This window comes from Liquorilactobacillus sicerae (assembly GCF_029916425.1).
Classification (GTDB): domain Bacteria; phylum Bacillota; class Bacilli; order Lactobacillales; family Lactobacillaceae; genus Liquorilactobacillus; species Liquorilactobacillus sicerae.
Genome location: NZ_JAHAVQ010000013.1, coordinates 1 through 26,494 on the forward strand (window position 1 = coordinate 1; position 26,494 = coordinate 26,494).

A 26,494-nucleotide genomic window follows, 5' to 3' on the forward strand; every position below is an offset into this window, starting at 1 on the left:
AGTAGCTGTGGATTTGATGATGGCAAGCATACTCTAAATGTTCGACAATGGACTTGTCCTAGCTGTGGAATTCACCATGATAGAGATATAAATGCAGCTAAAAATATTCTAAGTGCTTAACTTAAGTCCTAGCTGGGCTGGAACAGCCCTTAGTAAATAGCCGTAACCTCTATTTAGCACTCTTTGAGTGTTAAACAAGTCAGTGGTGTTCCTAGAAGCTCGTTACTTTAGTAACGAGTAGTTCACTGATCCAGTTTTATAATCAGAATATAAATGGGAGGCAAAACAATGACAGAAAATTTAACATGTGAACTTCAGCCAAAACAAACAGCAACCGCGACTCAAACAACCGTCACGATTGATAAACGTTTTTCAACTAATGAGCTGCCAATTGAGGCTGGTCGTTACCGTCTGATTCTAGGAAGGTTTTGTCCTTGGGCAACTCAAGTGGCAATTGAAATTGATTACTTGGGTTTGGATCAAGCAATTTCAAAGGGCGTTATTTATCCTTTACGACGTAATGGAATCCAAACTGATTGGTGGTTTGGTGAGCGCGATGAAATTGAAGATCCAGTCTTAAAGACGACTCGTTTATCGCAAAATTATCAGAAAGCTCTGCCGGATTTTGACGGTCGTTCCAGCGTTCCGGCGTTAGTTGATGTTAAAACTGGAAAGGTTGTCAATAATGTCACAAATACGCTTTTAGATGAATTTGCTTTAAAATGGGGACGTTATGCAAATGAGAAACAGATCGAATTTTTCCCACAAACTCAGGTTGGTGAATTCAAAACTGCTGCAACTGATATCTTAGAAAACATCAACCGGTTACCAGAAAAAATTATAAGCGTTAAATCTCAAGTTGAGTATGAAAAATTAGTTCACATCTTTTTTGACCATTTAGCAAAATTCGAGCAGATTTTGCAACGGCAGAAATATTTGTGGGGTGATAAGTTAACACAATTAGATATTCGCTTGTATGTCAGTTTACTGAGATTTGATTTAGTTTATTATTATCAAAATAAACTAAATCTGCATCAACTGACAGATTATCCGGCGCTTTGGACTTATACAAAGCGCTTAGCCCAAATCCCGGCTTTTAAGAATTATACAGATTTTGAAGACATTAAAAAGCACTTCTATCAGCAAGATGATCGGCCAATTACGACTTTTGAGCGGGTGATTCCATTACTGAATGAGCAGAAGTGGTTAAATTAATTTGAAAAAAGGCTTGACAGATTTTTTCTGAAAGATTAGAATACGAATAACTTATTAATTAAAACTTAATTTTGAGAAATCTTTTGAAAAGAAGAGTAGCTATAATAATTGAGTAAAGAGAGCCTGGGTCAGCTGAAAACGGGCATCAATTAAAGTAGTGAAGATGAGCTTTGAAACAGAAGCAGCTGGTGCAAGCCAGTTGCCCGGCAGGAACCGTTAGCTTCCCAGATATTTGTGATTCACAAGTATCGTTGAGGCATCGTTCTTTGATGTGAAAAAGGGTGGCACCGCGGTTTCCTCGCCCCTTGTTTGTCAGCAGTGACGAACAGGGGGCTTTTTTTGTGCAGTTAAATTTTAAAAAGGGAGTTTAGAGTTATGACCAATACAACAGCAACCAAATTACATTACGATATCGTCGGGAGTTTTTTACGTCCAGCAGAATTAAAGCAGGCACGAGCGGACTTTGCAGCAGGTAAAATTACGGCAAACCAGTTGCACGCAGTTGAGGATAAGTTGATCAAAGATTTAGTAGCCAAAGAGAAACAAAATGGTTTGCAAATCGTTACCGATGGAGAGTTTCGCCGCAGTTATTGGCACTTAGATACTTTCTGGGGCTTTAACGGGATAAAGCATACACATGCTAAGCAGGGTTATCTTTTTCATGATGAAGAAACTCGAAATGATTCAGCTCAAGTCGTCGGAAAAATTTCGTTTAATCCTGACCATCCAGATTTGCAGGCTTATAAATTTCTTTATGATCTAACGAAAGATGATCCAGAAATTACAGCCCGTCAAAGTATTCCAGCTCCAGCACAGTTTTATGCAGAATTGGTTAGAGGCGAAGAAAACATTCAAGCATTGCAAAGGGTTTATGATTCCACTGAAGATCTGATTAATGATATTGGAGAAGCGTATCGTTCTTTGATCTTAGCACTTTATGCGACAGGTTGTCGGGATGTAAAAATTGATGACTGTACTTGGGGAATGGTCGTTGATAATAATTTCTGGAAAACAATGGCAAATGGTGCTTATAATCGTGAAAAACTTGAACAACTATATTTAGCAGTAAATAATTCAGCTTTGCATGACCTGCCAAAAGATTTGCGAATTAGCACTCATGTTTGTCGCGGTAATTATCATTCAACTTGGGCAGCTTCTGGTGGTTATGACCCAGTCGCTGATTACCTATTTGCTAAAGAAAATGTGCAGGCCTTTTATCTGGAATTTGATGATAATCGTTCCGGCGATTTTGCTCCCTTGGCTAAAGTGGCAGCTGGCAAAGATGTTGTTTTAGGCTTAGTTACCAGTAAAAAACCCGAGTTAGAGGATCAGCAGACTTTGATCAACCGAGTCAAAGAAGCCAGTCAATATCTACCGTTGGAGCATTTAGCTTTGAGTACACAATGTGGTTTTGCTTCAACGGAGGAAGGCAACAAGCTAACAGAGGAACAGCAGTGGGCCAAGATCCGCTTAGTTGTCGAAACCGCAAAAAAAATTTGGAAGTAAAAATTAAAATTAGTTGTTGACATTCGTAATCAGTTATTGTAGTATAATTTATAGTTTTTAATAAATATAAAATGATAAAAGATGAGTAGTTTGATAATTCCTTTTACAGAGAAACTTGATTGATGAGAATAGTTGCTGGAATAGTAAATGAAGATGGTCTTTTAAAAATAAAATCTGATGTGAGCTTGAACAAGTCAGCATTAGACAGGAATGCCTGTTATAGCATCGAGGTTATAAATATAATCAGTTTATTTATGACCTGGCAAGAATGATCGAAGTAATTTGATTATTGAATAACGAGTGGTAACGCGAAAAATATCGCCTCGTAGTTAGGAAATAACTGCGGGGTGTTTTTTTATATTAGAAAGGAAAAATAAAATGAGTCGATTACGAAAGCATAGTGTTAATCAGTGGATGGCGTTATGGCGAGCTACTGGTTGTGATGTTGGACGAATGTAACCTTTGAACAATAAAAATATAGAAAGTTCAATATCAACAAATGAGGTATGAAAATATGAAGAAAATTAAATTATATATGTTATCATTTTTGTCTATATTAATTTTGTTGCTGGCTAGTTGTGGTTCTAAAAATAGTGGATCAAATGAATCTAAAAAAACAAAAACCATTTCAATCGGTTATCAATCAGGAATGCCAGTTTTTACAATTGCTAAGGAACGGGGGAGTTTAGCAAAAGCTTTGGCAAAGAAGGGATATAAAGTTTCATGGCACTATTTTGATTCTACTACAGATATGATTAACTCAGCAGGAAATACAAATGGAGTTGATTTTGGTGGAGGTGGATCAACAGCATTTGTTTTTGGTCAAGCATCAGATAAATCGATAGTTAAAGTTGCGGCACAAACATCTGCAGGTCGTGGATCTGCAATTATAGTAAGAAAAAATTCAGGTATTAATTCTGTTAAAGATTTAAAGGGTAAGAAAGTTGCTGTAACAAAGGGGGCTGTACAACAATATGAATTAGTGGAAGCTCTTAAAAATGCTGGACTAAGTTATAAAGATATTAAAGTTGAATATATGGCACCTTCCGATGCATTAGCTGCTTATAAAAAGGGAGGACAATTTGATGCATTGATAATATGGGATCCTTTACTTGCTCAGGCACAAAAAAGTGTTTCAACAAAAGTAATTGCTTATAGAGGTACTATATTTGGCAAAAATGCAGACAGAAAATCGGTTGCTTATTACTTTGCAAGTACAAACTTCTTAAAACACAATAAGGCTGCTGTGAAATTGATTATTTCAGAGATAAGAAAATCAGCTGAGTGGTATAAAAATAATCCTAAAGCTGCTGCTAAATTATTAGCAAAAGCCTACAATACCAATTTTAATTATGTGTATACAGCTGCAAAAAGAAGTGGATCAAATAAGATAATTCCAGTAAATAAGGATTTATTGTCAGATCTTCAGGCACAGGCTGATGTCTTTTATAATTTGAAATTGGTGCCTAAAAAGATTAATGTGTATGATTCAAAATATTATTGGAATTATACAAAATAGAGAGGTGGACATGGAAATTAGTAAATTTAAATATAAGAAAATAATTTTTGAATTAGCGCCATTTGTCATTCCAGTTATATTATTGATTTTTTGGTATGTTACTACTACTTTCGGCTTTATATCTGATAAAGTTTTTCCGACAATTTCAAGTGTAGTTTCAGTTACTTTAGAACTGTTGAGGAATGGGGAACTAGAAGAAAATGTTCTTATTAGCTTTGAAAGAGCAGTTAGTGGTTTAATCATTGGTGGATTAATAGGCTTTATTTTAGGTATTGTTAATGGCCTATCAAAGTGGAGTTTTGCTTTCTTGGATTCTGTTATACAAATGATTAGAACAATTCCTCATTTATCTTTGTTGCCTTTAGTAGTTATTTGGTTTGGAGTATCTGAAACTGGTAAAGTCTTTTTAGTTTCTTTAGGTGTATTATTCCCAATTTATATAAATACTTTATCTGGCATAAAGGGCGTAGATCCAGAATTAAAAGAAATGGGAGAAGTATATGGATTGAAGAAAATTGGCCTTTTTAGAGAGATTATTTTTCCTGCAGCTTTGCCATCTATATTAATTGGGTTTAGATATGCCTTAGGAAATATGTGGATAACACTTATCGTTGCAGAAACCGTTGCAGCAAATTCAGGTATTGGTTATATGGCGACAAATGCAAGAGACTTTATGCAATTAAATATTATTGTTTTGAGTATAATTATTTATGCTCTTTTGGGAAAATTATCTGATATATTAGCTAAATTGTTGGAAAGCCATTACTTGTTCTGGTATTTTGCAAATAAATAAGTATACAAATGTTTAATAAAAAATAGACATGGATACTGATTTGGAGGTCAATCTACATGATTGAAGAGCGGTTATATATCTAACTGGATAAAGTGGCATAGAGAAAGAATAAAAGATTTAAATAAGACTCACGGATGGTTATCATTTGTTAGTCAAGGATTATTAAAAGAAGGCATTTAAACAAAACTAGAAAATATTCCGGGTCCATGATTATTAAAACAGGGTAATGTAATATATTTTCCTGATAAAGATATTCAAGATGCGATTAATATTAATGGGAAACCTGCCTTAAAACCAACGGCTATACTATGGGAATTTAATGAATATAGTATTGATGGCTCTGCGGTTCCTTTAACTTATAAAGAACTTGAAATTGAGACTATGATTAGACAAGATGGTTTGGAGAGAAAATTATATTTTTTACGAGTTAGAAACTCAAAGCTTGCATCTCAAAGGAAAATAAAAGAGATACCCACTTTTCCTTTATCAAATAAATGTATTTTACCTGCTACTTTTATACCAAAAGAACGATATAAAATTGCTGCACTAACAGTAGAGAATAATATTTTTGAAAATTTTGAATATCTTGGTAAAGTTGTTGTTACATTTGGTAATGGCAGATATTCATTTACACTGCTTGGAAATACAACTCCTGACGGGGTTCAAGGATATCTTCATATACATGATTACAAATGGGAAAAAGTTTCTCCCAAGCCTTCCAGGCGTATTAATAAACGCATACAAATTTGCATTGAGGGATTATGCGGATGTGTCACGTATTGAGAAATCCAAAAAAGTCAGAGTTACAACTATATTTCCGTGACAAGTGGATACAAAAATGTTAAGGGCCTCAGCAACAAATGTAGGTTTTAACTATAACTCGAAAGAAGTAATTAAACCTTCTACAGTTGCAAAAATTATTGATTTTGTTGCAAATGCTCCGCAAGACATGCAAATCACTAATATTGTTTTACGTCCAGGACAAGAACTTGGAAATGAATTTAATGTATAGTTTGAAAATGAATTATCTATATAGTTTTTATAAGTAAATATTTATATACTTTAAAAACTATAAAAAATTATAGAGACTATTAGGGGAAGTGCTTTTTTGATTCAATTAAATAAAAGAAAACCAAAATAGGAATCATAGGATGTGAGTATATAGGACAAGCTATTGAACAAACTTTAATTAAACATGAATTTTTAAAAGAAAGTATTTACGTTTCTTATCATGGCAACCAAGAAACTTACAACAAACTTTTAAAAAAAGGATTAGCTGATTGTGTTTTAAGTAACAAGCAAATATTTGTTAAGTCAGATGTAATTTTTATAACTATACACTCTCAATATATAGTTTATTTACGTGGAGTTACTTTATCCCAAAGTGTACAAGTTATTTCTTGTATAGCTGGATTATCAACTGAAGTGTTAAAAAAATGTTACTAGAATAATGATTAGCGGGCCAAACGGTTTTTTTGAAGAAAAAGATTTAGATGCTTTTACAGTAGGAGTGCGTTTACCAGTAATATTATTAAGTTACATTAATAAGAAAGATACTAAAGACGTTGAATATGCAGTTTCTATCCTTGGTTTTTGGAAGTATATTTATAGTCAAGAAAAGTTATACCGGTATTTTCTTTAGAGGGTGAAACAAAAGAATATGTTTTTAATATGGCAAAGAAGGGTAGAATTGCAGATACAGTAATTGAAGATTTAAGATCAGGTGATAGCTTTTTAACTGCATTAAACAATGAAATAAAAAGAAGCCAAAAAATAATTAAAAATATAAATAAATTGGTAGTATATTAGACGTTAACTTATTTTAGTTATTTAAGTAGATAATTAGTTTTCTAGTGGAGGGAAATATTTATTTTGGTAAATGGTATAGATATTACGCTAAAAGAAATATCAAAATCATATAATAAAAATTATATTTTAAGGAATATTAATCTAAAAATTAATAATGGTGAGTTTATTGCGGTAGTTGGCAAAAGTGGTTGCGGGAAAAGTACACTTTTGAGGATGATTTCAGGGCTTGAAACTCCAACAAGTGGTAAAGTTTTTTATGATGATATTGAACATAATAAAATTACAAAAGAAGTAAAAATCATGTTTCAAAATCCAAGATTGTTACCGTGGAAAAATTTACTAGATAATGTAAAACTTGGATTGCCAAAGGCTTCTTTTAATAAAGCTAAAGATTCATTAAAAAGTGTTGGATTATTCTTAAAAAAGAGTTCATATCCTTGGCAAATATCTGGTGGGCAAGCGCAGCGAGTCTCATTGGCAAGAGCATTAGCCAGTTCGCCTAAATTATTACTGCTAGATGAACCGTTGGGAGCTTTAGACGCTTTTACAAGAATGGAGATGCAGAATCTAATACAAAAAATTTGGTTAGAAGAAAAATTTAATGCAATCTTAGTAACCCATGATGTACCAGAAGCTGTCTATTTAGCTGATAGAGTTATTTTAGTACAAGAAAATAAAATAATTTTAGATGAAAGAATTTGTTTACCAAGACCCAGGAAACGTGAAAGTGAAGAATTTGTAAATAAAAGTAATAAAATATTGAATTTAATTATGAAAAATGCAATTTAATCTATTTGTGCTATATAATAATTTTTTTATTTTTGAGAATAAAGGAGTTTATATTTTATGAGAGAACAATCTGAATTTATTTATAAAATTATAAGCCAAATGAATAAAGAAAATTTAGATGTATGTATATTTTCATCTGCTGATGCAGTTTTCTACAGTACTGGTTTTTTATCTAGGATACTTTATTCATCTGGAAAAGTTGGAGGAGCTTTCTCAATTGTAACTAAAACGGGAGATGTTTATTTAATATGTAGTGAGTTTGAGCGTTTAAGCGCCGAAAGCATTTGCTCAAAAAAAATTAAAATACTTTCTTATCCAGTATGGATCTATATAGAAGACTATGCAAAGAAAAATATGAAAAAAAATTCTCAACCAAATAAAAATGCAGCTGTTGATTTGACCACTGAAATTATATTAGATAAATATTCTAATTATCATAGAGTGGGAATACAAGAAGACTGGATGACTTTTTATTATGAAAACTATATACGTGAAAAATTGGAATCTTATGAATTAATTGACTGTTCAAAAGTTTTGACTGAAGCCAGAGTTGTAAAAAGCAAGTGGGAAATAGATATATTGAGAAGAAATGCACAAAAAGCAGAAGTCTCAATGAATTTGACTAGTAAGAAGATTGTGCCAGGAATGAGTATGATTGAAATATATAAAATATTTGATCTATTTTGCAGAACTGGTTCAAAGTGGGTTACTAATGTTTCACATGCGCATACAATTGGAAGTTACTTCACACCATACTGGAATCCAATTGATTATAAAGTAAAGAGAGGAGACCTTGTTAGATTAGATGGTGGTCCAAATATTGATGGATATAAATCTGATTTAGGAAGGACCTACGTTGTGGAAAATTATGTTAATGATAAAAGTAAGGAAGTTTATGATGAACTTTGGAAAGGATTTATCTATGGTGTAGAGAATATAAAACCAGGGGTTAGAATGTGTGATATTTTTAATGGAATAAATGACCGAATAAATTTAAAAAAATATAATTATGTAAGAGGCCATTATGGGCATTCTATAAGTTGCAGTACAGATGGAGAAGAAGGACCTTTTATATCTCCAAAAGAAAAAAGAGTTTTTAAACCTGGTATGGTTATGTGCTTGGAAACGCCGTTTTATAGTTCTAATCTGCAAACCTTTAATATTGAAGACACTTTTTTAGTTACTGAAAATGGTACAGAATTTTTTACGCATGCTAGTCCATCTTTGATTAATTGAATCTGTATTTCAAAGTAATAAAAAATATAGTTGTGATTGAGATGTTTAATTTGAAATTAGAAAAATTAGAAGTTAGTGATTCTACAGACTTGTTAAATGTCTTACATGATGCGCATAAATCCAATGAAAAGTATAGAGTTCATTTTAAAACTGCTTATGTGGATAAAAAAATTGTTGAAAAGCATTTACAAGCGATGCCAACATTTGCGTATAGGAATAAAGAAGGTAAATTAGTTTCAACGATATCAGTTGATTTGCCTTGGATAAAAGATATGAAAAATTTATTTCTCTTACCTCATATTAATTGGTTTGCAACTGACCCAGAATATAAAAACTTGGGGTATGGGAAGAAAATTATGAATGAAGTAATAAAAAAATATATTTGTTGTGAATTAAAGGCACCTGCAGTAACTTTAGATACTGCAATTAATCATCCATGGTTAAAATATTATTATTCTTCGTTAGGGTTTTTACCGATTAAAAGAATGAGAATTGTTGAAGATCATGAATCTATTTATATGATAAAAATATTAAATAAAGCATTATTAAGTCCTGCTTTGGTTGATATAATAAAAAAGTATAAATATAGATCAGAATAAAAACTTTAAAACAGAACTGCAAGTTTAAATCTTATTTTTAAATGAATAAATTGTGAAAGGAAGAAATCAATGAGTAATTATTCACTGAAACCTGATAAAATAGACCATGAATTTGGAGGGGTACCTTTTCCACCAAACTTTTCATATGAAGATATTCAAAATTTATCTGATAAAGAGTACGAAAAAAGATGGCAAGCATGGCATAATAAAAGAAAAGAAAAATTAAATTCAGATTATGGATGGTTGTCACTTAGAAGTATTGATTGGCTAGTAGATGGAGAAACAGTAAAGATCAAGAATTTTCCAGGTCAATGGAGACAAAGTGATAATGTGGTTACTTATATTCCTGAAAAGGGAAAAGAAGTAACAAATAGAAATAAAGTTATTAGAAGTCCTAAGGATATAATAGTGGATACAGTGGCAGATGTTAATGTTGAAGATTTTTATTATGAAGAAGTCAGAGCTCAGTTAATTAAAAGGATCGGTAGTAGTGATAGAAAATTTGCAGTACGTCAACGGGATCCTAATTCCGACAATCTGAAGAATTTCAAAGGTATAAAATATTTTAAACCTAATAAAAATTGGGTTTTGCCTGCTAATTATGTTCCTTTAAAAGAATGGAAAAATGTTAAAACAGGAGCGGTTTTATCAGATCTTATCCATAATGAAACGGCTATTGGAAATTTATTTTTTACCTACAAATCAAAAAAATATAAATTCATTGTTTTTCAAGGGCACAATGATGATTCTGGATGGGCAAAAAAAGATCCTAAAACTGGTAGATTAAATTACTTAGATAATAGACAAGGATCTGATGGTTTGGGATTTATTTCATTTCGTGATGCAACAACTGGTAAAGAAACATACGGTGGTGGTCGAGGTATTAATATTGACGTTTCAAAGCCTGAAAGTGTAGATCATATTGATTTTAATTTTTCAACCAATCCTCCTTGCTTTTTCAGTGAATACTGCACATGTCCATTTGCTCCAACCGAAAATGATTTACCTTTTGCAATTTCAGCGGGTGAAAAAAATTATTAAATTAACTTATTAATATGCGGTGTATTTTCTGCTTAGACGGTTCATCTTTTCTTTTACTCGTCGTTTGTAAAATTAAGTTAGAAATAAAAAAGCCATTTGTGGTAGACTTTTGAATATCCATAATCAAAAGAGAGGTAACCACAAATGACCTATAAACATCTTACCACACGTGAATTAACCTTCATATATAATTTTTGGAAACAAGATATTAAAGCCTATCAAGCCGCTAAAGCTCTTAAACGTTCCAGCGAAACCGTTTATCGTGTTTACCGGTTTCTAGATGCTGGTAATTCAATTAGTCAATTTCAAGAAAATCATCGAATTAATAAAACTCATTGTGGTCGAAAAGCAATTGAATTACCAGAAGATGAAACCAAATACATTAAGCAGAAACTCGCATTAGGTTGGACCCCTGATACGATTATTGGTCGAGCTGAGATACAGATCAGTTGTAGTATGAGAACCTTATACCGACTCTTTCAAAGAGGTATTTTCAATGTGAAATTGTTGCCAATGAAAGGTAAAAGGCATCCAAATGGTTACGTTGAACGGCGTGGTAAAGCTGGCCGACTCGGCAGAAGCATTTATCAACGCTATCAGGATTATCCTCATTTTCAACATGAATTTGGTCATTTAGAAGCAGACACCGTCCAAGGCAAAGCACATCAAGGTGCAGTTATGACCTTAGTTGAGCGTCTCTCCAAAGTTGAAATCATTTTAAACATCCAACAAAAATCAGCTGAATGCGTTAATAAACATCTTAGTCAATGGCTGTCCCAACAGCCAAAACACCTTTTCAAGTCAATTACTTTTGATAATGGTAAAGAATTCACTGGTTGGAAAGAAATCGCAAATAAACATGATATTAGTACTTATTTTGCTGAAGTTGGGGCTCCTAATCAGCGTGGCTTAAACGAAAATAACAATGGACTAATTAGACGAGATGGTCTCAACAAAAGCATGGATTTTCGCAATTTACCAAATGCTTTAGTTCAACAAGTCAGTAGCCGGCGTAATCATATTCCAAGAAAATCATTAAATTATAAAACACCAATTGAGGTATTCATGAAAAACATCACAGATAAACAGTTATGTTATTTCTAACTTAATTTGACATTTCAAGACTTAAAATTCAGCTGTGTAACACTCTTGACAAAAGTTTTAAAAACATTAAAATAAATATTAAGTTGTTAATGTGATTTTAATTAATTAAATCTTTTGAAAAGAAGAGTAGCTGACAAAGTTAAGTACAGAGAACCCTCAAAAGTTGAAAGTGGGTATTAACTAAATTAGTGAAGATGAGCTTTGAAACAGAGGCATTTGGTGGAAGCTTGATGCTCGGTAGGAACCGTTAACTTTCCAGATATTTGGACAACAAGTATCGTTGAGGCATCTTGATTATAAGATGTAAAAAAGGGTGGTACCACGGTTTAACGTCCCTTATTTGTCGGCAGTGATGAATAAGGGATTTTTTTGTATAAAAATTTTATCAAGTAACTTATAAAATAACAAACAAATATTTTTAATTATAATTTAAATTAAAAAAGATGAGTAATTTGCTAAATCCATTTACAGAGAGACTAGTTTGATGAGAATAGTTATGGAGCAACAAATGAAGATGGTCTTTTAAGAAAATTTGATGTGAGCTTGAGGAAGCAAGCATCAAACAGGAACGCCTGTTACAGCGTCGAGGTTATAAAAAATGATTAATTTTATTTATGACCTGGTAAGGCTGATTAAAGTGATTTGATCAGCAAATAACGAGTGGTAACGCGAAAAAAACGCCTCGTAGTCAGAAATGACTGCGGGGCGTTTTTTGTTTATAAATTTATTAAATATATGGGGGGATCGTAATCTTGAAAAGAGAAGTAGTTATTAAGATTGGAAATTCTTTTGAAACTTTTAAGATAACACAAAAATGGTTAATAGCTTTCTTAATTACTGCAATGACAAACAATGTAGAGGAATTTTGATAATTAGAAATTCAAAACTAAAAACAAAATTTAAGCAGATGGTTATAACCGATTTTTTAGAAAAATTATTAATGCATATTATAGCTGAAAGGTTAAGTCAAATGAAAAATGACAAAGAAAAATCTATTACAGATGAGATTGTTGAAAAACTTTGTTCAGAAGAAAATAAAAATAATGAGGAAATGAATGAAGCCCAAAGAGCTTTGACAAATTATTTAACCGTTCTTTTTAAAGGAACTAAACAACCGGCAGTAAAGAGGCTATTCTCGTTTTTTAACGTCAATCAAAAGTTTATTCCTTTAACATCAAAAAGTGGTTTACCGATGGAAAGATCAGCCATTTTAAATGGTTTTGCAGCACATTATTTGGATCTCGATGATACGCAGGCGAATTTAAGAGGTCATCCGGGTGCAACAATTTTTTCGACTTTATTTGCAGTTACAGCTGAAGAAGACAGCGTGGAAAGCTTGCTTTGGGCGTATGTCCAAGGTGTTGAATTAGCCGGGAAATTTGGCAAGATTTTAAATCCTCAATTAGCCTGGCATGGTTGGCACACAACAGGTCTGATTGGGACAATTGCAGCAGCTGCTGCAATTGGTGTCTATAAAAAATTTGACAAGCAACAGTTGATAAATCTTCTTTCGTTTGCTGCAACTCAAGCAAGCGGGCTTGAAATTGAAGCTGGCAGTGATGGTAAACCTTTTAATGCTGGAATTGCAGCTCGGAATGCAATAACTGCTTATTTATTTGTTAAAAGTGGTTTAACGGCTAATCAGGATCCCTTTGGCAGCAATCGTGGCTGGTTTGAAGTTGTGCAAGGAAGAATGATCAGTGCACCTGATATAGTTCAAGGATGGCTAAATCCAGCTGAAATTATTGAGCCTGGTCTTTGGTTTAAGGCACATCCATTTTGTTCGGCAGCAATGTCAAGTCTTGATGCTGCTAAAGAACTCTATCGAAAGGGCGTTCGCTTGCCGGATTGTCAACGAATAGTAATTCATTTTCCAGTTGAAGGTGATCATGCTTTAAGATTTGAGAATCCGCAAAACGGGAAAGAAGGCAAATTTTCTGCTGAATATATTGTTTGGCAGGTTCTGACCTTTGGTGATGTCAAAGATGATTATTTCGAATTAGCAAATGTTCCAGATGATTTTAATGAAAGAAAGGTCCTTTTTACCAGGAAACATGATTTGCTAAAAGAAATTGAAGAAGCTAGACCAACTAAAATTGATGTATTGCTGAAAAATGGATCTTCTCTTTCAAGTGAAATTATTTTTCCTAAAGGTTCACCAAAAAATAAAGTCAGTACAAAAGAGCTGATTTATCAGCTTAATAAAGAAACTGGACAAAGAAGTGAAATTATAAAAAACATTATCTTAAATCCACAAGCAAAGGCAATAAAAATAAATTTAACCGTTAATAGGGGGAATCAATTATGAAAAAATTTTGGATTACAGTTGTGAGTTTAGTGGTTGTTGTTGTGATTGTATTTTTGGGAGTTAAACAACTAAATAGTTCAACGAGCGGCGGCAGTAAGCAGAATAAGGGAACAGTTACTTTGGCTGCTACCGGGACAAGTTTTCCAACCTCATATAAAAAGAATGGCAAACTCGTCGGCTTCGATGTTGAATTAGCTAATAAAGCTGCTAAAGCCTTGGGTTATAAAACAAAATGGGTAACTGGAGACTTCGATGGGCTGTTAGGCCAATTAGATAATGGCAAAGTTGATACAGTGGCAAATGATATCGCTGTTACACCAGAAAGGTCAAAAAAATATATTTTCAGTAAAGTTTATAATACAGAAAAAACAGCGGTTGCCGTAAAAAGCAATACTCCTTATAAGACACTCAAAGATATGGAGGGAAAAACTGTTTCTGGTGCGGTTGCTTCAAATAATACAGAAAATTTAAAAAATTATGATTCTAAAATAAAGATTAAGACTTTTGACTCTAGAGATGAAATTTATCAGTCACTTTTGGTTGGACACGTTGACGGTGCAATCGATACACGTAATAACTTAAATGCTTTAATTAAGGCTAAAAATTATAAATGGAGAGTTTTGAAAGGAAATGCTGCAACGGTTGATATAGCCTTGCCCTTTTTAAAAAATGCTAGAGGAAAGAAGTTAAGAAAAGAATTTAGTAAAGAAATTAAGAAGTTAATTGACAATGGGACAGTGCGTAAATTATCAATCAAGTATTTTGGATATGATATAACACCAAATTTAAAAAAATAGTCTAGTTAGGAGAAAATAATAAATGACAAGCTATCAAGAATTAAAGAATTTTACCAAACAAGAGTATAAAAATTATTGGGAAGAATGGCATCAAAAAAGAGAAAAGAAGATAAGCTCTCCTTATGATTGGTTGTCTTTAAAAAGCATTGATTGGCTTAGTGATGAGAAAAAATTAAAGATTGAAGGTTTTCCTGGAGAATGGGAACAAAATGGTAACATGGTCACTTATTTTCCAGAAAAGGGGAAGACAGTTTTTAATCGGGGGCAAGAAGTTACTTTGCCTAAGAAAATGCTCGTTGATGCGGTTGCTGATGTAAATGTCGAAGATTTCGAATATCAAGGAGTTAGAGCACAGTTAATAAAAAGAATTGGTTCTGATAAAAAATTTGCTGTCCGTCAACGCGATCCACAATCAAGATTCAGGAAAGATTTCAAAGGATTGCCTCATTTTGAACCTGATCAGGTTTGGGTTTTACCAGCTCATTATGTTTCTCTTGATAATTGGTATGATTTAAAAACTAAAGCGGCTGTTGGTGGCTTATCTCATAATGAAACTCAAATTGGAAAATTATATTTCGAATATGAAAACAAAGAGTATCAATTTGTTGTTTTCCAAGCACATAATGATGATTCTGGTTGGACAAAGCTTGATCCAAAGACAGGTAAAGTAAAATATTTGAATAATCGTCAAAAAACAAGCAGTAAAGGAACTATTTATTTTAGAGATCAAACAACAGGAAAAGAAACATATGGCGGAGGAAGACGAATTCGAATCAATATTTCCGATCCTCAAAAATTAGATTTTATTGATTTTAATACAGCTGTAAATTTACCTTGTGCTTTTAGTTATTTTTGTACTTGTCCATTTGCACCGGTTGAAAATACTTTGCCGTTTGCCGTTCCAGTGGGAGAAAAAAAGCCTAAAAAATAAAGGAACTCAATACATTAAAACTTTGTTTAAAAGATTGGAGGTCATAGGTTGAATTTTGAAAAATTAACAGTTAAGGATTCTTGGCAGCTAACGCAGTTATTGCATGATGCATACCAAGCAGATGAAGATTTGGGCATTCATTTTAAAGCTGCTGATATTGGTGAGAGTATTGTTAAAAAGCATTTGGTTTCGACGCCAACATTTGGTTATAAAGGCAATGAAGACAGGTTAATTTCAACCGTTTCTGTTAGGTTGCCATGGTCAATCAATCCAGGGCCATACAGCTTGCCACATATTGGCTGGGTTGCAACTGATTCGAAGCATAAGCATCAGGGACTTGCTAGAAAAATCATCTTAGATGTGATTAATAAATTCATAAAAGAAGAGTTAATGGCACCGGGCGTCACACTTGGGACAGCAGTTGAGCATCCTTGGCTTAAGGATTTTTATATTTCTCTTGGCTTTACTCCTTTTGAAGAAATTCGCAAGTATCAGGATCATAAAACGGTTTATTTAATTAAGTTATTCGATGAAGATGACTTACGAAAGATTTCAGATGAGAAATTAAGAACCATTTTGCAAAAAGCTAAGGTATTTAAGGAGGACAATGATGAGTTTTAATTGGCAATATTTTATAAAAGTTTTTGCCCAACTACCAGCATATATACCAGTTACTTTGATTATGGCAATTTTCGCGATGATATTAGCAATTATAATCGGCATTTTGATTACAGTTCTTCAATTATCACATATTTGGATTTTAAGAAAATTTGCCCAACTATACATTTCGTTATTTAGAGGTATGCCGACCCTAGTTCAACTATTTATAATTTATTATGGTTTACCGCAGTTTTTTCCATCTCTTCGTGGAGTTCCAGCAATCATCGCTGCAATTGTCGGATTAGGTTTTAAGGAATCATCATATTTAGCTGAAATATTCCGAGCTGGGTTCAATTCGGTTGATGAGGGCCAAATAGAGGCTGGTAAGTCACTGAATATTCCAAACTTGACTTTATTCTGGCATATCGTTTTACCACAAGCTGCATTGAACGCATTACCAGCGACTGGAAATACTTTTGTTAGTTTGCTAAAAGAAACATCTTTAGCATTCACGCTTGGGTTAACGGAACTGTTTGGCGAAGGTAAAATGCTTGCCGGTGAATCTTTTAATTACTTTGAAACATATTTAGCAGTTGGAATTTTGTACTGGATTTTAATCATTATTTATACTTGGCTGCAAAGCTTATTAGAAAAATCACTGCTCAAACCGTATCGGAGGAATTTGAATGAGTTTAATAGAAGTGAAAAATCTGTCAGTTAAAATTGGCAATAAAGAAATTTTAAAAAATATTAATTTAAATGTCGAAAAGGGTGCAGTAACTGCTTTTGTGGGCCCAAGCGGTTCAGGCAAGACAACTCTTTTACGTACTTTAAATCTGTTGCAGCTTCCGACAACAGGATCCATCAAGGTCGGCAATACCGTTGCAACAGCTGGCAGGATAAATGCAAAAGTAGTTCATGATCTTAGAAAAAATTCTGCAATGGTTTTTCAGCAATTTAATCTGTTTAAGAATTTAACGGTACTGGAAAATGTAGCTAATCCTTTGATTTATAACCATCTGGCAAATAAAGAAGCAGCTGAAGAAAAAGCAATTGAAGTTTTGAAAAGTGTAGGTCTAGCGGGAGTTGTTAATCAATATCCAGTAACTTTATCTGGTGGCCAGCAGCAACGAGTTTCAATTGCTCGTGCAGTAGCTGTGAAACCAAAAGTTATTTTATTAGATGAGCCTACCTCTGCTTTGGATCCAGAGTTAGTTGAGAGTGTTTTGCAAACTATTGCTGGTTTAGCAAAAGAACATATCACGCTGGCATTAGTAACACATGAAATGGAATTTGCCAGACAAATTGCTGATGAAGCAGTATTTATTGAAGATGGGCAAATCCTTTCTAAAGGACCTGCCAAAGAATTACTTTCTGGAAATACTTCTTCAACCAGAATTGATTCATTTATTAATTCGTTAAAGCGAAGTGCAATTTTATAATTTAGAAAAAGGAAGGATATAATGGCAGACGTTTTAGATTCAACTTTAATGCAGAATAATTTTGGCACAACTGAAATTCGTGAAGCTTGGACTGACAAGAATAAAATAGCTAAACAGTTACAAGTTGAAGCAGCTCTTTCAAAAGTTGAAGGACAGTTGGGAGTGATCCCCGCAGATGCTGCACAAAAAATTGTCGAGCAATCTAAGCTTGAAAACTTTGATATTGAAGCTCTTGCCAAAGAAAGTGCTCAAAAAAGGCATTCTTTGATTGGCTTGATTAATCACTTACAAAAATTAGCTGGCAGTCAAGCAGGTGAATATGTTCATTTTGGTGCAACGACTCAGGATATTGTTGATACCGGCATTATGTTGCAGACCAAAGAGGCTTATCAAATTATAGTTGAAGATAGTAAAAAATTGATTGCTATCTTGAAGAAACAGGCTAAAAAGTATCGTTCAACCGTCATGATTGGCAGGACTCACGGTATTCAAGCTATTCCGATTACTTTTGGTTTTAAATTAGCAGTTTGGCTTGATGAAGCTTTGCGAAATCATCAACGTTTAGTCAATTTAGCAAAAAATGGGATTTTTGTTGGCAATTTAAGTGGTGCTGTGGGAACTTATGCCGCCTTTGGAGAAAAGGGTCCAGAAATTGAGCGCCAGGTTTTAAGCGAGTTGGGTTTGGATGTGCCTAATATTTCGTGGCAATCTTCTCGAGATCGTTTTTCTGAATTTGCCGCTGTTTTAGGGATTTATTCCGGTTTGTTAGGAAAAATTGGTCACGAGTTGTTTAACTTAATGAAAACCGAAGTGGATGAAGTTCGTGAGCCCTTTAAAGAAGGTGAAATTGGATCCTCAACTATGCCGCAAAAAAGGAATCCGGCTTTGATTGAGGGGCTAGCGAGTTTATCGCAACCAGCATTTAAAGATGTGGGTTTGATGCTGGAATCTCTATTATTTGATGGCGAAAGAGATGCAATTCATTGGCGTAATGAATGGATCGTTTTGCCCGAGATCACCAATTACTTAGATGCTCAATTACAAAGTGCGACTTACATTTTAGCGGGAATGCAAGTCAATGAAAAACAAATGTTGCACAACATTGAGTTACAACGCAGCTTGCCTTTTGCTGAAAAAATTATGTTTAATTTAGGAAAAGTTATTGGCAAGCAATCAGCTCATAAATTAGTTTATCAATGTGCAATGGAAACGATTGAAAAAAAAGAACATTTTATTGATGTTTTATATCAACAAGCAGAAGTAAAAAATAATTTTACCAAAGAAGATTTAATCAACTGGACAGATCCGCAAAAAGATTTAGGCAGTATTTTAGAAAAAGTTGATCAAGTTGTCAGCAAAGCAGAAGAAATAGGTTGAATTTGATTAAGAAAATGAGATGTTAAATTTAATTAATATTTTTTTGGTTTGTTGATGTTCCAGTTTGTGAGAATTACTTTGCGATTGATAAAATTGTGTTAGTTAGCAACTTTGATTAAAAGTTTAAATATTTTGAATGAAAAATCAGAAAGAGGTTTTGAAAATGAGCAATAAATTTGATACCAAAAAAATTCATGCCGGTTACGTACCAGAAGATCACAATTATTCGGCAACAGTTCCGATTTATCAAAATGTAGCTTTTGACTTGGATAGTACTGCTCGAACAAAAAAAATTCTTGCAGGGGAATTACCTGGTTCATATACTTATTCGCGGGTTGCTAATCCAACGGTCGATGTTTTTGAAAAACGGATCAATGAATTAGATGGTGGTGTTGGAGCCGTTGCGGTTGGTTCTGGGATGGCTGCAATTACTGATGCTGTTTTGAATACAGCTGAAGGCGGCGGGCGGATTATTGCTCCATTAGATATTTATGGCGCAACTTTAGATGAATTCCGAACACTTTTCCCTAAGTTTGGTATCTATACTGATTTTGTTGAAAATATTAACAATTTTGATCAAGTTGAAAAGCTGATCAAGCCAGATACAAAGGCAATTTATGCCGAAAGTGTATCCAACCCGATCACTAATATTGCTGATGTTGAAGGGTTGGCAAAATTGGCTCATTCACATAATATTCCCTTGATTATTGATAATACTTTTCCAACGCCTTATTTGTTCAACCCGATTAAACATGGTGCCGATGTCGTTGTTTATTCTTCAACTAAAGGAATCAATGGCCATGGAAATGCAGTTTCCGGTATTGTGGTCGATGGCGGCCATTTCAATTGGGGGCAAGACAAATTTCCGCAATTTCTTGAACCTGAAATTACACTTAAACAGCCTGGGAGAAAAGATACCAGTTTTGCAGCAGTGTGCGGCAAGGCGGCCTTCATTCAACGCTTGCGTACTAAATATTTGAGATTATTTGGTGCGGTTTTAAGCCCATTTGATGCTTATTTAGAGCTTCTAGGATTAGAAACTATCTCTGAACGGATTAGTAAGGAAGTGGCAACGAGCTTAAAGCTTGCTCATTTTCTTGAAAGAAATACACATGTTGAAAAAGTTTATCATTCAGGTCTTTTAAATACTGATCAAAAAGATCTAGTCAAAAAGTATTTTCCACGCGGAATTGGTACGATTTTCTCATTCAAACTCAAGGGAACACAAGAAAATGTCAATAAACTCCTAGATAGTGTCAAAGTCTTTACTTACTTGCCAAATGTTGGCGATAATCGTTCACTGATCGTCAATCCAAGCGATGTAACACATCGAGAAGTACCAAAAGATGAATTAACAAAGGAAAATGTTACATTTAATTTGCTACGCCTGTCGATTGGCCTTGAAGATGCTGATGATTTAGTAGCACTTGGATCAAGCAATTAAAAAAGCTTTTGAGGAGTAATCTTATGGACGAAAAAGAGTATGCCAAACATATTGATGAGATCGTTGAACTGCGACATTATTTTCACCAACATCCTGAGCTTTCAAATCAAGAATTCAATACAACCAAGAAAATAACTGAAGTTCTTAATAATTGGGGTGTTAAAATCATTCCCACTAAGCTTGATACTGGACTTTTAGCCGAAATTAAGGGCACTCAGCCGGGTCCAGTAGTTGGTTTGCGGGCAGATATTGATGCACTTCCAGTTTACGAAAACACCAAGTTAGTTTTTAAATCACAAAACGCCGGTATTATGCATGCTTGCGGTCATGATTTGCATATGTCAAGTTTGTTAGGAACAATTCGTTTCTTTCAAGATCATCAAGATTTGGTCAATGGAACGCTTCGTTTTCTTTTTCAGCCGGCTGAAGAAGCGGGAGGTGGCGCAGATCAGGTTTTGCAGAAGGATGTTTTGTCCGGTGTCCAGGCTTTGATTGGTTTTCATAATAATCCTAATCTGCCGGTTGGTACAATTGCTCTCCAACCTGGTCCAATGATGGCTGGCTGTTATAAATTTGATATTAAAATTAAAGGGCAAGGCTCGCATGGAGCAAAACCCGAAAAAAGTAAAGATCCAATCGTTGTTTTAGCAGCCATTATTTCTAGTTTGCAAACGATCGTCAGCCGTAACATTGACCCGCAAGATGCAGTTGTTGTCAGTGTTACTCATGTTTCAGCCGGAAAAGTTTGGAATGTTATCCCTGGTGAAGCTACTTTGGGCGGAACAGTACGTTTATTTAATTTAAAAGATGCAGCCATTGTTAAAAAGCATCTGATTGAGCTTGCTCAAAGAATTGCTGCTGCTTATGAAGAAAAAGTTGAAGTTATTTGGGATGAGAGAACTTTGCCGATTGCCAATGATGTGAAGTTGACTCAAGCTGTGATTAATAATCTTTCAATCAAAGTTCAAAAACCAGTTCTTTCAATGGCAGGAGAAGATTTTGCAACTTATCAAAAACAAATACCAGGAGTTTTTGCTTTTATCGGTTCTAATGGGAAATCTGATGCAGCTGATTGGCATGAACCAGAATTTGTTGGCTTCGATGAGATGCTGCCAATCGGGATCCAGTATTTTGTTGAAGGTACATTAGGTCTCTTAAAATATTTAAAATAACTGATCAAGGTGAGTAGATGACTAAAATTATTGCCTATCATGTTCGCAAAGATGAACAGCCGTTTATTAATGAATGGAGCAAAGAAAATCAGATAGAAGTTAAAAGCCTGCCATTTGAATTACATACGGAGACTGTCAAATACGCTGAAGGTTATGATGGCATTATTTTCAAACAGCGTAGCAGATTAGATGATAATGGATCAATTTATCGGACACTGAAAGATTTTGGGATTCATCAACTATCCTGCCGCTCTGCAGGTGTTGACACAATTGATTTTGCTTCAGCTAAAGCTAATGATATCAAAATCACCAATGTTCCATCGTACTCACCACATGCAGTTGCTGAATTGGTATTAATGCAGGCGATGCAGCTGATCAGACATTATCCAGAATTTAAAGAACGGGTCGATAATAACGATTATGTGGTTGATGGTTTACGTTCACGCGAGCTATCTGAATATACGATTGGTATTATCGGTGTGGGCCGAATTGGCAGTACTGTTGCTAAAATCTTTCATGCATTAGGTGCCAAGGTTCTTGGTAATGATTTGATTGAAAAACCGGAATTAGAACAAGCCAAGATTTTAAAATACGTTACTAAAAATGATATTTATGAAAAAGCTGATATTGTGACTTCCCATGTTTATTTAAGCCCTAAAAATGTTCATTTGATCGATAAGAGAGCTTTCTTGAAGATGAAGCCAACTGCTTTTTTGATTAATGATTCACGTGGCCCGGTCGTTAATACCCAAGATCTAATAAGTGCCTTGAAACGACATCAAATTGCCGGTGCCGCACTGGATGTTGTTGAAGGCGAAACGAAAATCTTCAATTTAAAATTTTCTGGTCAAACACCGATTGCTCATTATAATGAATTAAAAAAATTACCAAATGTGATTTTAACACCGCATATCGGTTTTTATACCGATATTGCAGTCGCAAGAATGGTCAAACAGGCATTAGATGATGCTTTACTGATTATCAAAGGAAAACAAAGTCCACATGAAATTAATTTTTAAAGGAGAATAAAAAATGGTTCAAATCAGGAAAATGACAATCGATGACTATGATCAAGCATACGCTTTATGGGAAAAAACGCCGGGGATGCATTTGCATTCATTGGATAATAGTCGAGCAGGGATCGAACAGGTGATCGATCATAACCCTACTTTGTGCTTTGTAGCTGAAGATCAAAACAACATTGTTGGCACGATTTTAGGTGCCACTGATGGCCGCAAAGGATATTTTTATCATGTTGCAGTTGCTGAGAAATATCGTCATCAACAAATCGGTTCACATTTAATCACCAATGTTTTAAAGGGCTTGAAACAACAAAATATTCAAAAAGTTGGTTTGTTTACGGTTATTGATAATATTCAAGGGCAGAATTTCTGGAAACGTTTGGGATTTAAAGAGCGGCCGGATATTAAATATTTTGACCTTGATCTATAAATTTACTAATTAAGTTGGAGGATGAAGCTAATGGTTGAAAATTTTTCGTGCGGATTTAATCCTAAAAGGATCCAGACTAAGAATCAAAAAGGTTCAATTGCATTTAATAAGCGTTTTTCAACTGGTGAACTGCCAGTTGAAGCAAATCGTTATCGTTTGATCTTAGGCAAATTTTGTCCGTGGGCAACGCAAGTAGCAATTGAAATTGATTATCTAGGTTTGGATCAGGTAATTTCTAAGGGCGTCGTTTATCCTTTACGGCGTAATGGCATAACAAGTGACTGGTGGTTTGGTGATCAAGATGAGATTCAAGATCCGGTTTTAAAAACTAAGCGACTTTCCCAAAATTACCAAAAAGCAGTTGCAAGTTTTAATAGCCGTGCTAGTGTCCCGGCTTTGATCGATGTAACAACTGGTCAAGTTGTCAATAATGATCTGGATATTTTGCTGGACGAGTTGGCGCTTGAATGGCAAAAATTTGCCAATGAAAAAGTAAAAGATTTTTATCCTCAAAACGATCAAAAAAAGTTCAGAGCTCAAGCAGTAGATATTTTGGAAAATGTTAATCAGCTGCCCGGCAAAATTACAGCTGTGAAATCACAAACTGAATATGAAAGGCTAGCTAAAATCTTTTTTGATCATTTGGCAAAATATGATGGAATATTGCAGCAGCAAAAATATCTGTGGGGCAATCATTTAACTCAGTTAGATATTCGGTTGTTTGTGACACTCGTTCGCTTTGATCTGGTCTATTATTATTTGAATAAATTAAGTTATCGCCAGTTGACGGATTATCCAGCTTTGTGGGCATATGCCAAACGTTTGTATCACCTTCCGGCTTTCAAAAAGAATACCGATTTTAATGATATCAAGTTACATTTTTATCAAGTAGATGATCAGGAAGTAACTTCTTTAGGTCGGATTCTCCCACTGCTAAATGAAGAAAAATGGGATAAATGACTTTCTTGAAATAGGAAGTAAACGTTAAAGTGAACTATTTCAAAGGAGGGGGGATTTTAAATGAGTTTTGTCTTTTCAAAATTAGAAAACGAACTGATTAATGAACTAATTAAATACCGACATTATTTTCATGAAAATCCAGAACTTGCATTTCAGGAAAATAATACGACTCAAAAAATTAAAGACATCTTGCAGTCTTGGAAAATAAAAATTTTACCAACTAAATTAAAGACCGGAGTTTTTGCTGAGATTGGTCCCCAAACGGCAAAAAATACGCTAGCATTACGAGCTGATATTGATGCGTTGCCAATTCAAGAAGAATCCGGCGTCCCCTTTTCATCCAAAAACCCGGGAGTTATGCATGCTTGCGGTCATGACACACATATAGCTTCCCTTTTAGGTGCCGCTTTTTTGTTAAAGCAGCAAGAAGCCGATTTGCCAGGGAAGGTCCGTTTACTTTTTCAACCGGCGGAGGAAGATCAAGAAGGTGCTTTGCATGTCATTGAAGACGGTAAAATTGACGGAGTGAGGGCAATTATCGGTTTTCACAATACACCAGGACATCCAATTGATGCGATCGGTCTTCATACCGGGATTGTCAGCGGAGCAATTGATAAATTTAAAGTTACCTTAAAAGGTGTCGGGACTCATGCGTCAGCTCCACAAAATGGCAAGGATGTGATTGTGGCTTTGGGAGCAGAACTGAATTTATTACAAACGATCATTAGTCGGCGAATTGATCCGTTTAAACCAGCTGTTTTGAGTGTGACCCATGTTAACGCTGGCAATACTTGGAATGTTTTGCCGCAAACCGCGTTTTTTGAAGGAACGGTTCGGACTGCAGACAAAGAAGCTCGGAAACAGATCAAAACCAATTTTCTGAAGTTAGTTAAACTGACTGCTGAAGCTAGTGATACGCAAGCGGATATTGATTGGTATGATGGCGATCCTTCAGTTGATAATGATTCCTGGCTGACAGAAATTGTCAAAAATGAGTCACGCAAATTTGCGTCAATTTATGAACAGGTTCCTAAATTGGGCAGTGATGACTTTGCTTGCTTTCAGGAACATATTCCAGGTGTCTATGCAAATATTGGTAATGGCTATAATGTTAGTGCTCACAATCCTAAATTTAAAGCTGATGATCGGCTAATTGCTACCGGGGTTAAATTCTTTACACATAATACTATTCGGATTTTGAATGAATTAAATAAAAGAAAGAGGGTGAACGAAGGGTGAAAAAGAAGACGTTACGAAATCTAATTATTTTAATTGCTGCAATTGCAATTATTGTTTTAGCAATTTTTTCATTTGGAAAGCACTCCAGTTCAAATAATAAAAAAGAAATTTTGGTGGGAACTTCTCCTGGTCCGTATAGTGATCTTTTTTTAAAGGGGATAAAGCCAATTTTGGAAAAAGAAGGTTACAAAGTTAAAAGTAAATCTTTTAGTGATTTATTGAATGCCGATATTGCTTTGAATGAAGGAGATATTGACTTAAATGTTGACCAGCATACGGCTTATATGAAAAATTTCAACTCCGAGAAGAATGGAAAATTGGTTGCTTTGACAACTATTCCGACTGTACCTACTGGAATTTACCCAGCAAATAAAAAATCACTCAAGGATGTTGAAAATGGTGATAAAATAGCAATTCCAAATGATCCTTCAAATACTGCGCGGGCTTATCGGCTTCTAGTTAAAGCTGGCTGGATAACTTTGAAAAAAGGCGTTAATCCGATTAAGGCCACTAGTAAAGACATTGCCACAAACAAGTATAATTTAAAAATCACAGAAATGGATTCATCAACTATTCCACGAGCAAAATCGGATTTTGATTATATCGTTTTACCTGGTTCAATTGCTTACAGTGCAAAAATTTCATCCAAGAAAATGTTGCTGGCTGAAAATGTTGTTCATGACTATTTGTTAGTAGCGGTAACTAATAAAAAGAACTCAAACAAGAAATGGGCAAAAGATGTAATCAAAGCCTATCATTCAAAACAATTCAAAAGTTATGTGAAAAAGCATAATAAAAGTAACTACTGGGTAATGCCAAAGTGATAAGAAGTGTAGTGGGCGGTTATAAAATGTAGGAAAAGGAGGTGCGGACAAAATTCTGGACCAAATTTGGAGGAATTTGAATGTTCTCTAAAGAGAATCGACTTAAAGCTGTTAAATTTTTTTAAATATGACCATTCTTATGCACCTGTGATTCATTAATTAGGATACCCTTCTGTTGGTGCTTTGCATCACTGGCATCAGGAATATAAAAGTACCGGTAAATTAAAGTAAAAGCAGAATTACCACCAAAATAGTTGATTATTACAGCCTGCCAAAGTGGTCAGCGGAGTTATTTAGCTGAGCATATTTTACGCAATCATGGTTTTTAAGTCAAAAA

Annotated in this window: 27 protein-coding genes; all 27 read left to right on the plus strand. The window is 34.4% G+C overall.

All coding sequences use genetic code 11. From position 1 onward, the window contains the following. A partial coding sequence (locus KH893_RS08685; protein WP_281165828.1) for a zinc ribbon domain-containing protein occupies positions 1-120 on the plus strand: 120 nt, incomplete at its 5' end. Positions 121-288: 168 nt separating this feature from the next. Next, positions 289-1,215: a glutathione S-transferase C-terminal domain-containing protein gene (locus KH893_RS08690; protein WP_281165764.1), complete on the plus strand. Its 927-nt coding sequence runs from the start codon at positions 289-291 to the stop codon at positions 1,213-1,215. Between the two features lie 375 nt (positions 1,216-1,590). Then, a complete protein-coding gene (locus tag KH893_RS08695; protein WP_281165765.1) occupies positions 1,591-2,721 on the plus strand; it encodes a 5-methyltetrahydropteroyltriglutamate--homocysteine S-methyltransferase in 1,131 nt (376 codons plus the stop codon). A 514-nt stretch (positions 2,722-3,235) separates the two neighbouring features. Next, a complete protein-coding gene (locus KH893_RS08700) occupies positions 3,236-4,240 on the plus strand; it encodes an aliphatic sulfonate ABC transporter substrate-binding protein (protein WP_281165766.1) in 1,005 nt (334 codons plus the stop codon). Between the two features lie 10 nt (positions 4,241-4,250). Beyond that, positions 4,251-5,033, plus strand: a complete 783-nt coding sequence (locus KH893_RS08705; protein ID WP_281165767.1) for an ABC transporter permease subunit — start codon at positions 4,251-4,253, stop codon at positions 5,031-5,033. A gap of 381 nt (positions 5,034-5,414) precedes the next feature. Continuing rightward, positions 5,415-5,816: a hypothetical protein gene (locus KH893_RS08710; protein WP_281165768.1), complete on the plus strand. Its 402-nt coding sequence runs from the start codon at positions 5,415-5,417 to the stop codon at positions 5,814-5,816. Between the two features lie 55 nt (positions 5,817-5,871). Next, positions 5,872-6,045 (plus strand): SDR family oxidoreductase, encoded by a 174-nt coding sequence (locus KH893_RS08715; RefSeq protein ID WP_281165769.1) that lies wholly within the window; start codon positions 5,872-5,874, stop codon positions 6,043-6,045. Between the two features lie 134 nt (positions 6,046-6,179). Continuing rightward, on the plus strand, positions 6,180-6,479 hold the full coding sequence (locus tag KH893_RS13200; RefSeq protein ID WP_427860194.1) for an NAD(P)-binding domain-containing protein: 300 nt from the start codon (positions 6,180-6,182) through the stop codon (positions 6,477-6,479). A 426-nt stretch (positions 6,480-6,905) separates the two neighbouring features. After that, positions 6,906-7,631, plus strand: coding sequence for an ABC transporter ATP-binding protein (locus tag KH893_RS08720; protein ID WP_281165770.1), 726 nt, complete (start codon positions 6,906-6,908; stop codon positions 7,629-7,631). Between the two features lie 57 nt (positions 7,632-7,688). Continuing rightward, positions 7,689-8,867, plus strand: coding sequence for a M24 family metallopeptidase (locus tag KH893_RS08725; RefSeq protein ID WP_281165771.1), 1,179 nt, complete (start codon positions 7,689-7,691; stop codon positions 8,865-8,867). A 50-nt stretch (positions 8,868-8,917) separates the two neighbouring features. Next, positions 8,918-9,466: a GNAT family N-acetyltransferase gene (locus KH893_RS08730; protein WP_281165772.1), complete on the plus strand. Its 549-nt coding sequence runs from the start codon at positions 8,918-8,920 to the stop codon at positions 9,464-9,466. Between the two features lie 69 nt (positions 9,467-9,535). Further along, entirely contained in the window at positions 9,536-10,507 is a 972-nt protein-coding gene (locus KH893_RS08735; RefSeq protein WP_281165773.1) for a DUF1684 domain-containing protein, read from the plus strand. 144 nt (positions 10,508-10,651) lie between these two features. Continuing rightward, positions 10,652-11,611, plus strand: coding sequence for an IS30 family transposase (locus tag KH893_RS08740; protein WP_281165774.1), 960 nt, complete (start codon positions 10,652-10,654; stop codon positions 11,609-11,611). Between the two features lie 970 nt (positions 11,612-12,581). Then, positions 12,582-13,919: an MmgE/PrpD family protein gene (locus tag KH893_RS08745; RefSeq protein ID WP_281165775.1), complete on the plus strand. Its 1,338-nt coding sequence runs from the start codon at positions 12,582-12,584 to the stop codon at positions 13,917-13,919. Further along, positions 13,916-14,716: a transporter substrate-binding domain-containing protein gene (locus tag KH893_RS08750; protein ID WP_281165776.1), complete on the plus strand. Its 801-nt coding sequence runs from the start codon at positions 13,916-13,918 to the stop codon at positions 14,714-14,716. Before KH893_RS08745 ends, KH893_RS08750 begins: the two co-directional genes overlap by 4 nt. A 22-nt stretch (positions 14,717-14,738) precedes the next feature. Beyond that, positions 14,739-15,647 (plus strand): DUF1684 domain-containing protein, encoded by a 909-nt coding sequence (locus KH893_RS08755; protein WP_281165777.1) that lies wholly within the window; start codon positions 14,739-14,741, stop codon positions 15,645-15,647. Between the two features lie 48 nt (positions 15,648-15,695). Next, positions 15,696-16,268: a GNAT family N-acetyltransferase gene (locus tag KH893_RS08760; protein ID WP_281165778.1), complete on the plus strand. Its 573-nt coding sequence runs from the start codon at positions 15,696-15,698 to the stop codon at positions 16,266-16,268. Continuing rightward, positions 16,258-16,968: an amino acid ABC transporter permease gene (locus KH893_RS08765; RefSeq protein WP_281165779.1), complete on the plus strand. Its 711-nt coding sequence runs from the start codon at positions 16,258-16,260 to the stop codon at positions 16,966-16,968. Before KH893_RS08760 ends, KH893_RS08765 begins: the two co-directional genes overlap by 11 nt. After that, positions 16,934-17,689, plus strand: coding sequence for an amino acid ABC transporter ATP-binding protein (locus KH893_RS08770; RefSeq protein ID WP_281165780.1), 756 nt, complete (start codon positions 16,934-16,936; stop codon positions 17,687-17,689). Before KH893_RS08765 ends, KH893_RS08770 begins: the two co-directional genes overlap by 35 nt. 21 nt (positions 17,690-17,710) lie before the next feature. Continuing rightward, on the plus strand, positions 17,711-19,066 hold the full coding sequence (gene purB / locus KH893_RS08775) for an adenylosuccinate lyase (protein WP_281165781.1): 1,356 nt from the start codon (positions 17,711-17,713) through the stop codon (positions 19,064-19,066). 163 nt (positions 19,067-19,229) lie between these two features. Continuing rightward, positions 19,230-20,510 (plus strand): O-acetylhomoserine aminocarboxypropyltransferase/cysteine synthase family protein, encoded by a 1,281-nt coding sequence (locus tag KH893_RS08780; RefSeq protein WP_281165782.1) that lies wholly within the window; start codon positions 19,230-19,232, stop codon positions 20,508-20,510. A gap of 23 nt (positions 20,511-20,533) precedes the next feature. Next, positions 20,534-21,682, plus strand: coding sequence for an amidohydrolase (locus tag KH893_RS08785; RefSeq protein ID WP_281165783.1), 1,149 nt, complete (start codon positions 20,534-20,536; stop codon positions 21,680-21,682). 17 nt (positions 21,683-21,699) lie between these two features. Beyond that, entirely contained in the window at positions 21,700-22,701 is a 1,002-nt protein-coding gene (locus KH893_RS08790) for an NAD(P)-dependent oxidoreductase (RefSeq protein ID WP_281165784.1), read from the plus strand. A gap of 13 nt (positions 22,702-22,714) precedes the next feature. Next, positions 22,715-23,134 carry a GNAT family N-acetyltransferase gene (locus KH893_RS08795; RefSeq protein ID WP_281165785.1) on the plus strand — a complete coding sequence of 140 codons (420 nt, stop codon included), beginning with the start codon at positions 22,715-22,717 and terminating at the stop codon, positions 23,132-23,134. A gap of 30 nt (positions 23,135-23,164) precedes the next feature. Beyond that, on the plus strand, positions 23,165-24,094 hold the full coding sequence (locus KH893_RS08800; RefSeq protein WP_281165786.1) for a glutathione S-transferase C-terminal domain-containing protein: 930 nt from the start codon (positions 23,165-23,167) through the stop codon (positions 24,092-24,094). A gap of 60 nt (positions 24,095-24,154) precedes the next feature. Next, entirely contained in the window at positions 24,155-25,333 is a 1,179-nt protein-coding gene (locus KH893_RS08805) for an amidohydrolase (RefSeq protein ID WP_281165787.1), read from the plus strand. Further along, positions 25,330-26,157 (plus strand): MetQ/NlpA family ABC transporter substrate-binding protein, encoded by an 828-nt coding sequence (locus KH893_RS08810; RefSeq protein ID WP_281165788.1) that lies wholly within the window; start codon positions 25,330-25,332, stop codon positions 26,155-26,157. Before KH893_RS08805 ends, KH893_RS08810 begins: the two co-directional genes overlap by 4 nt. The last annotated feature ends 337 nt before the right edge of the window (positions 26,158-26,494 follow it).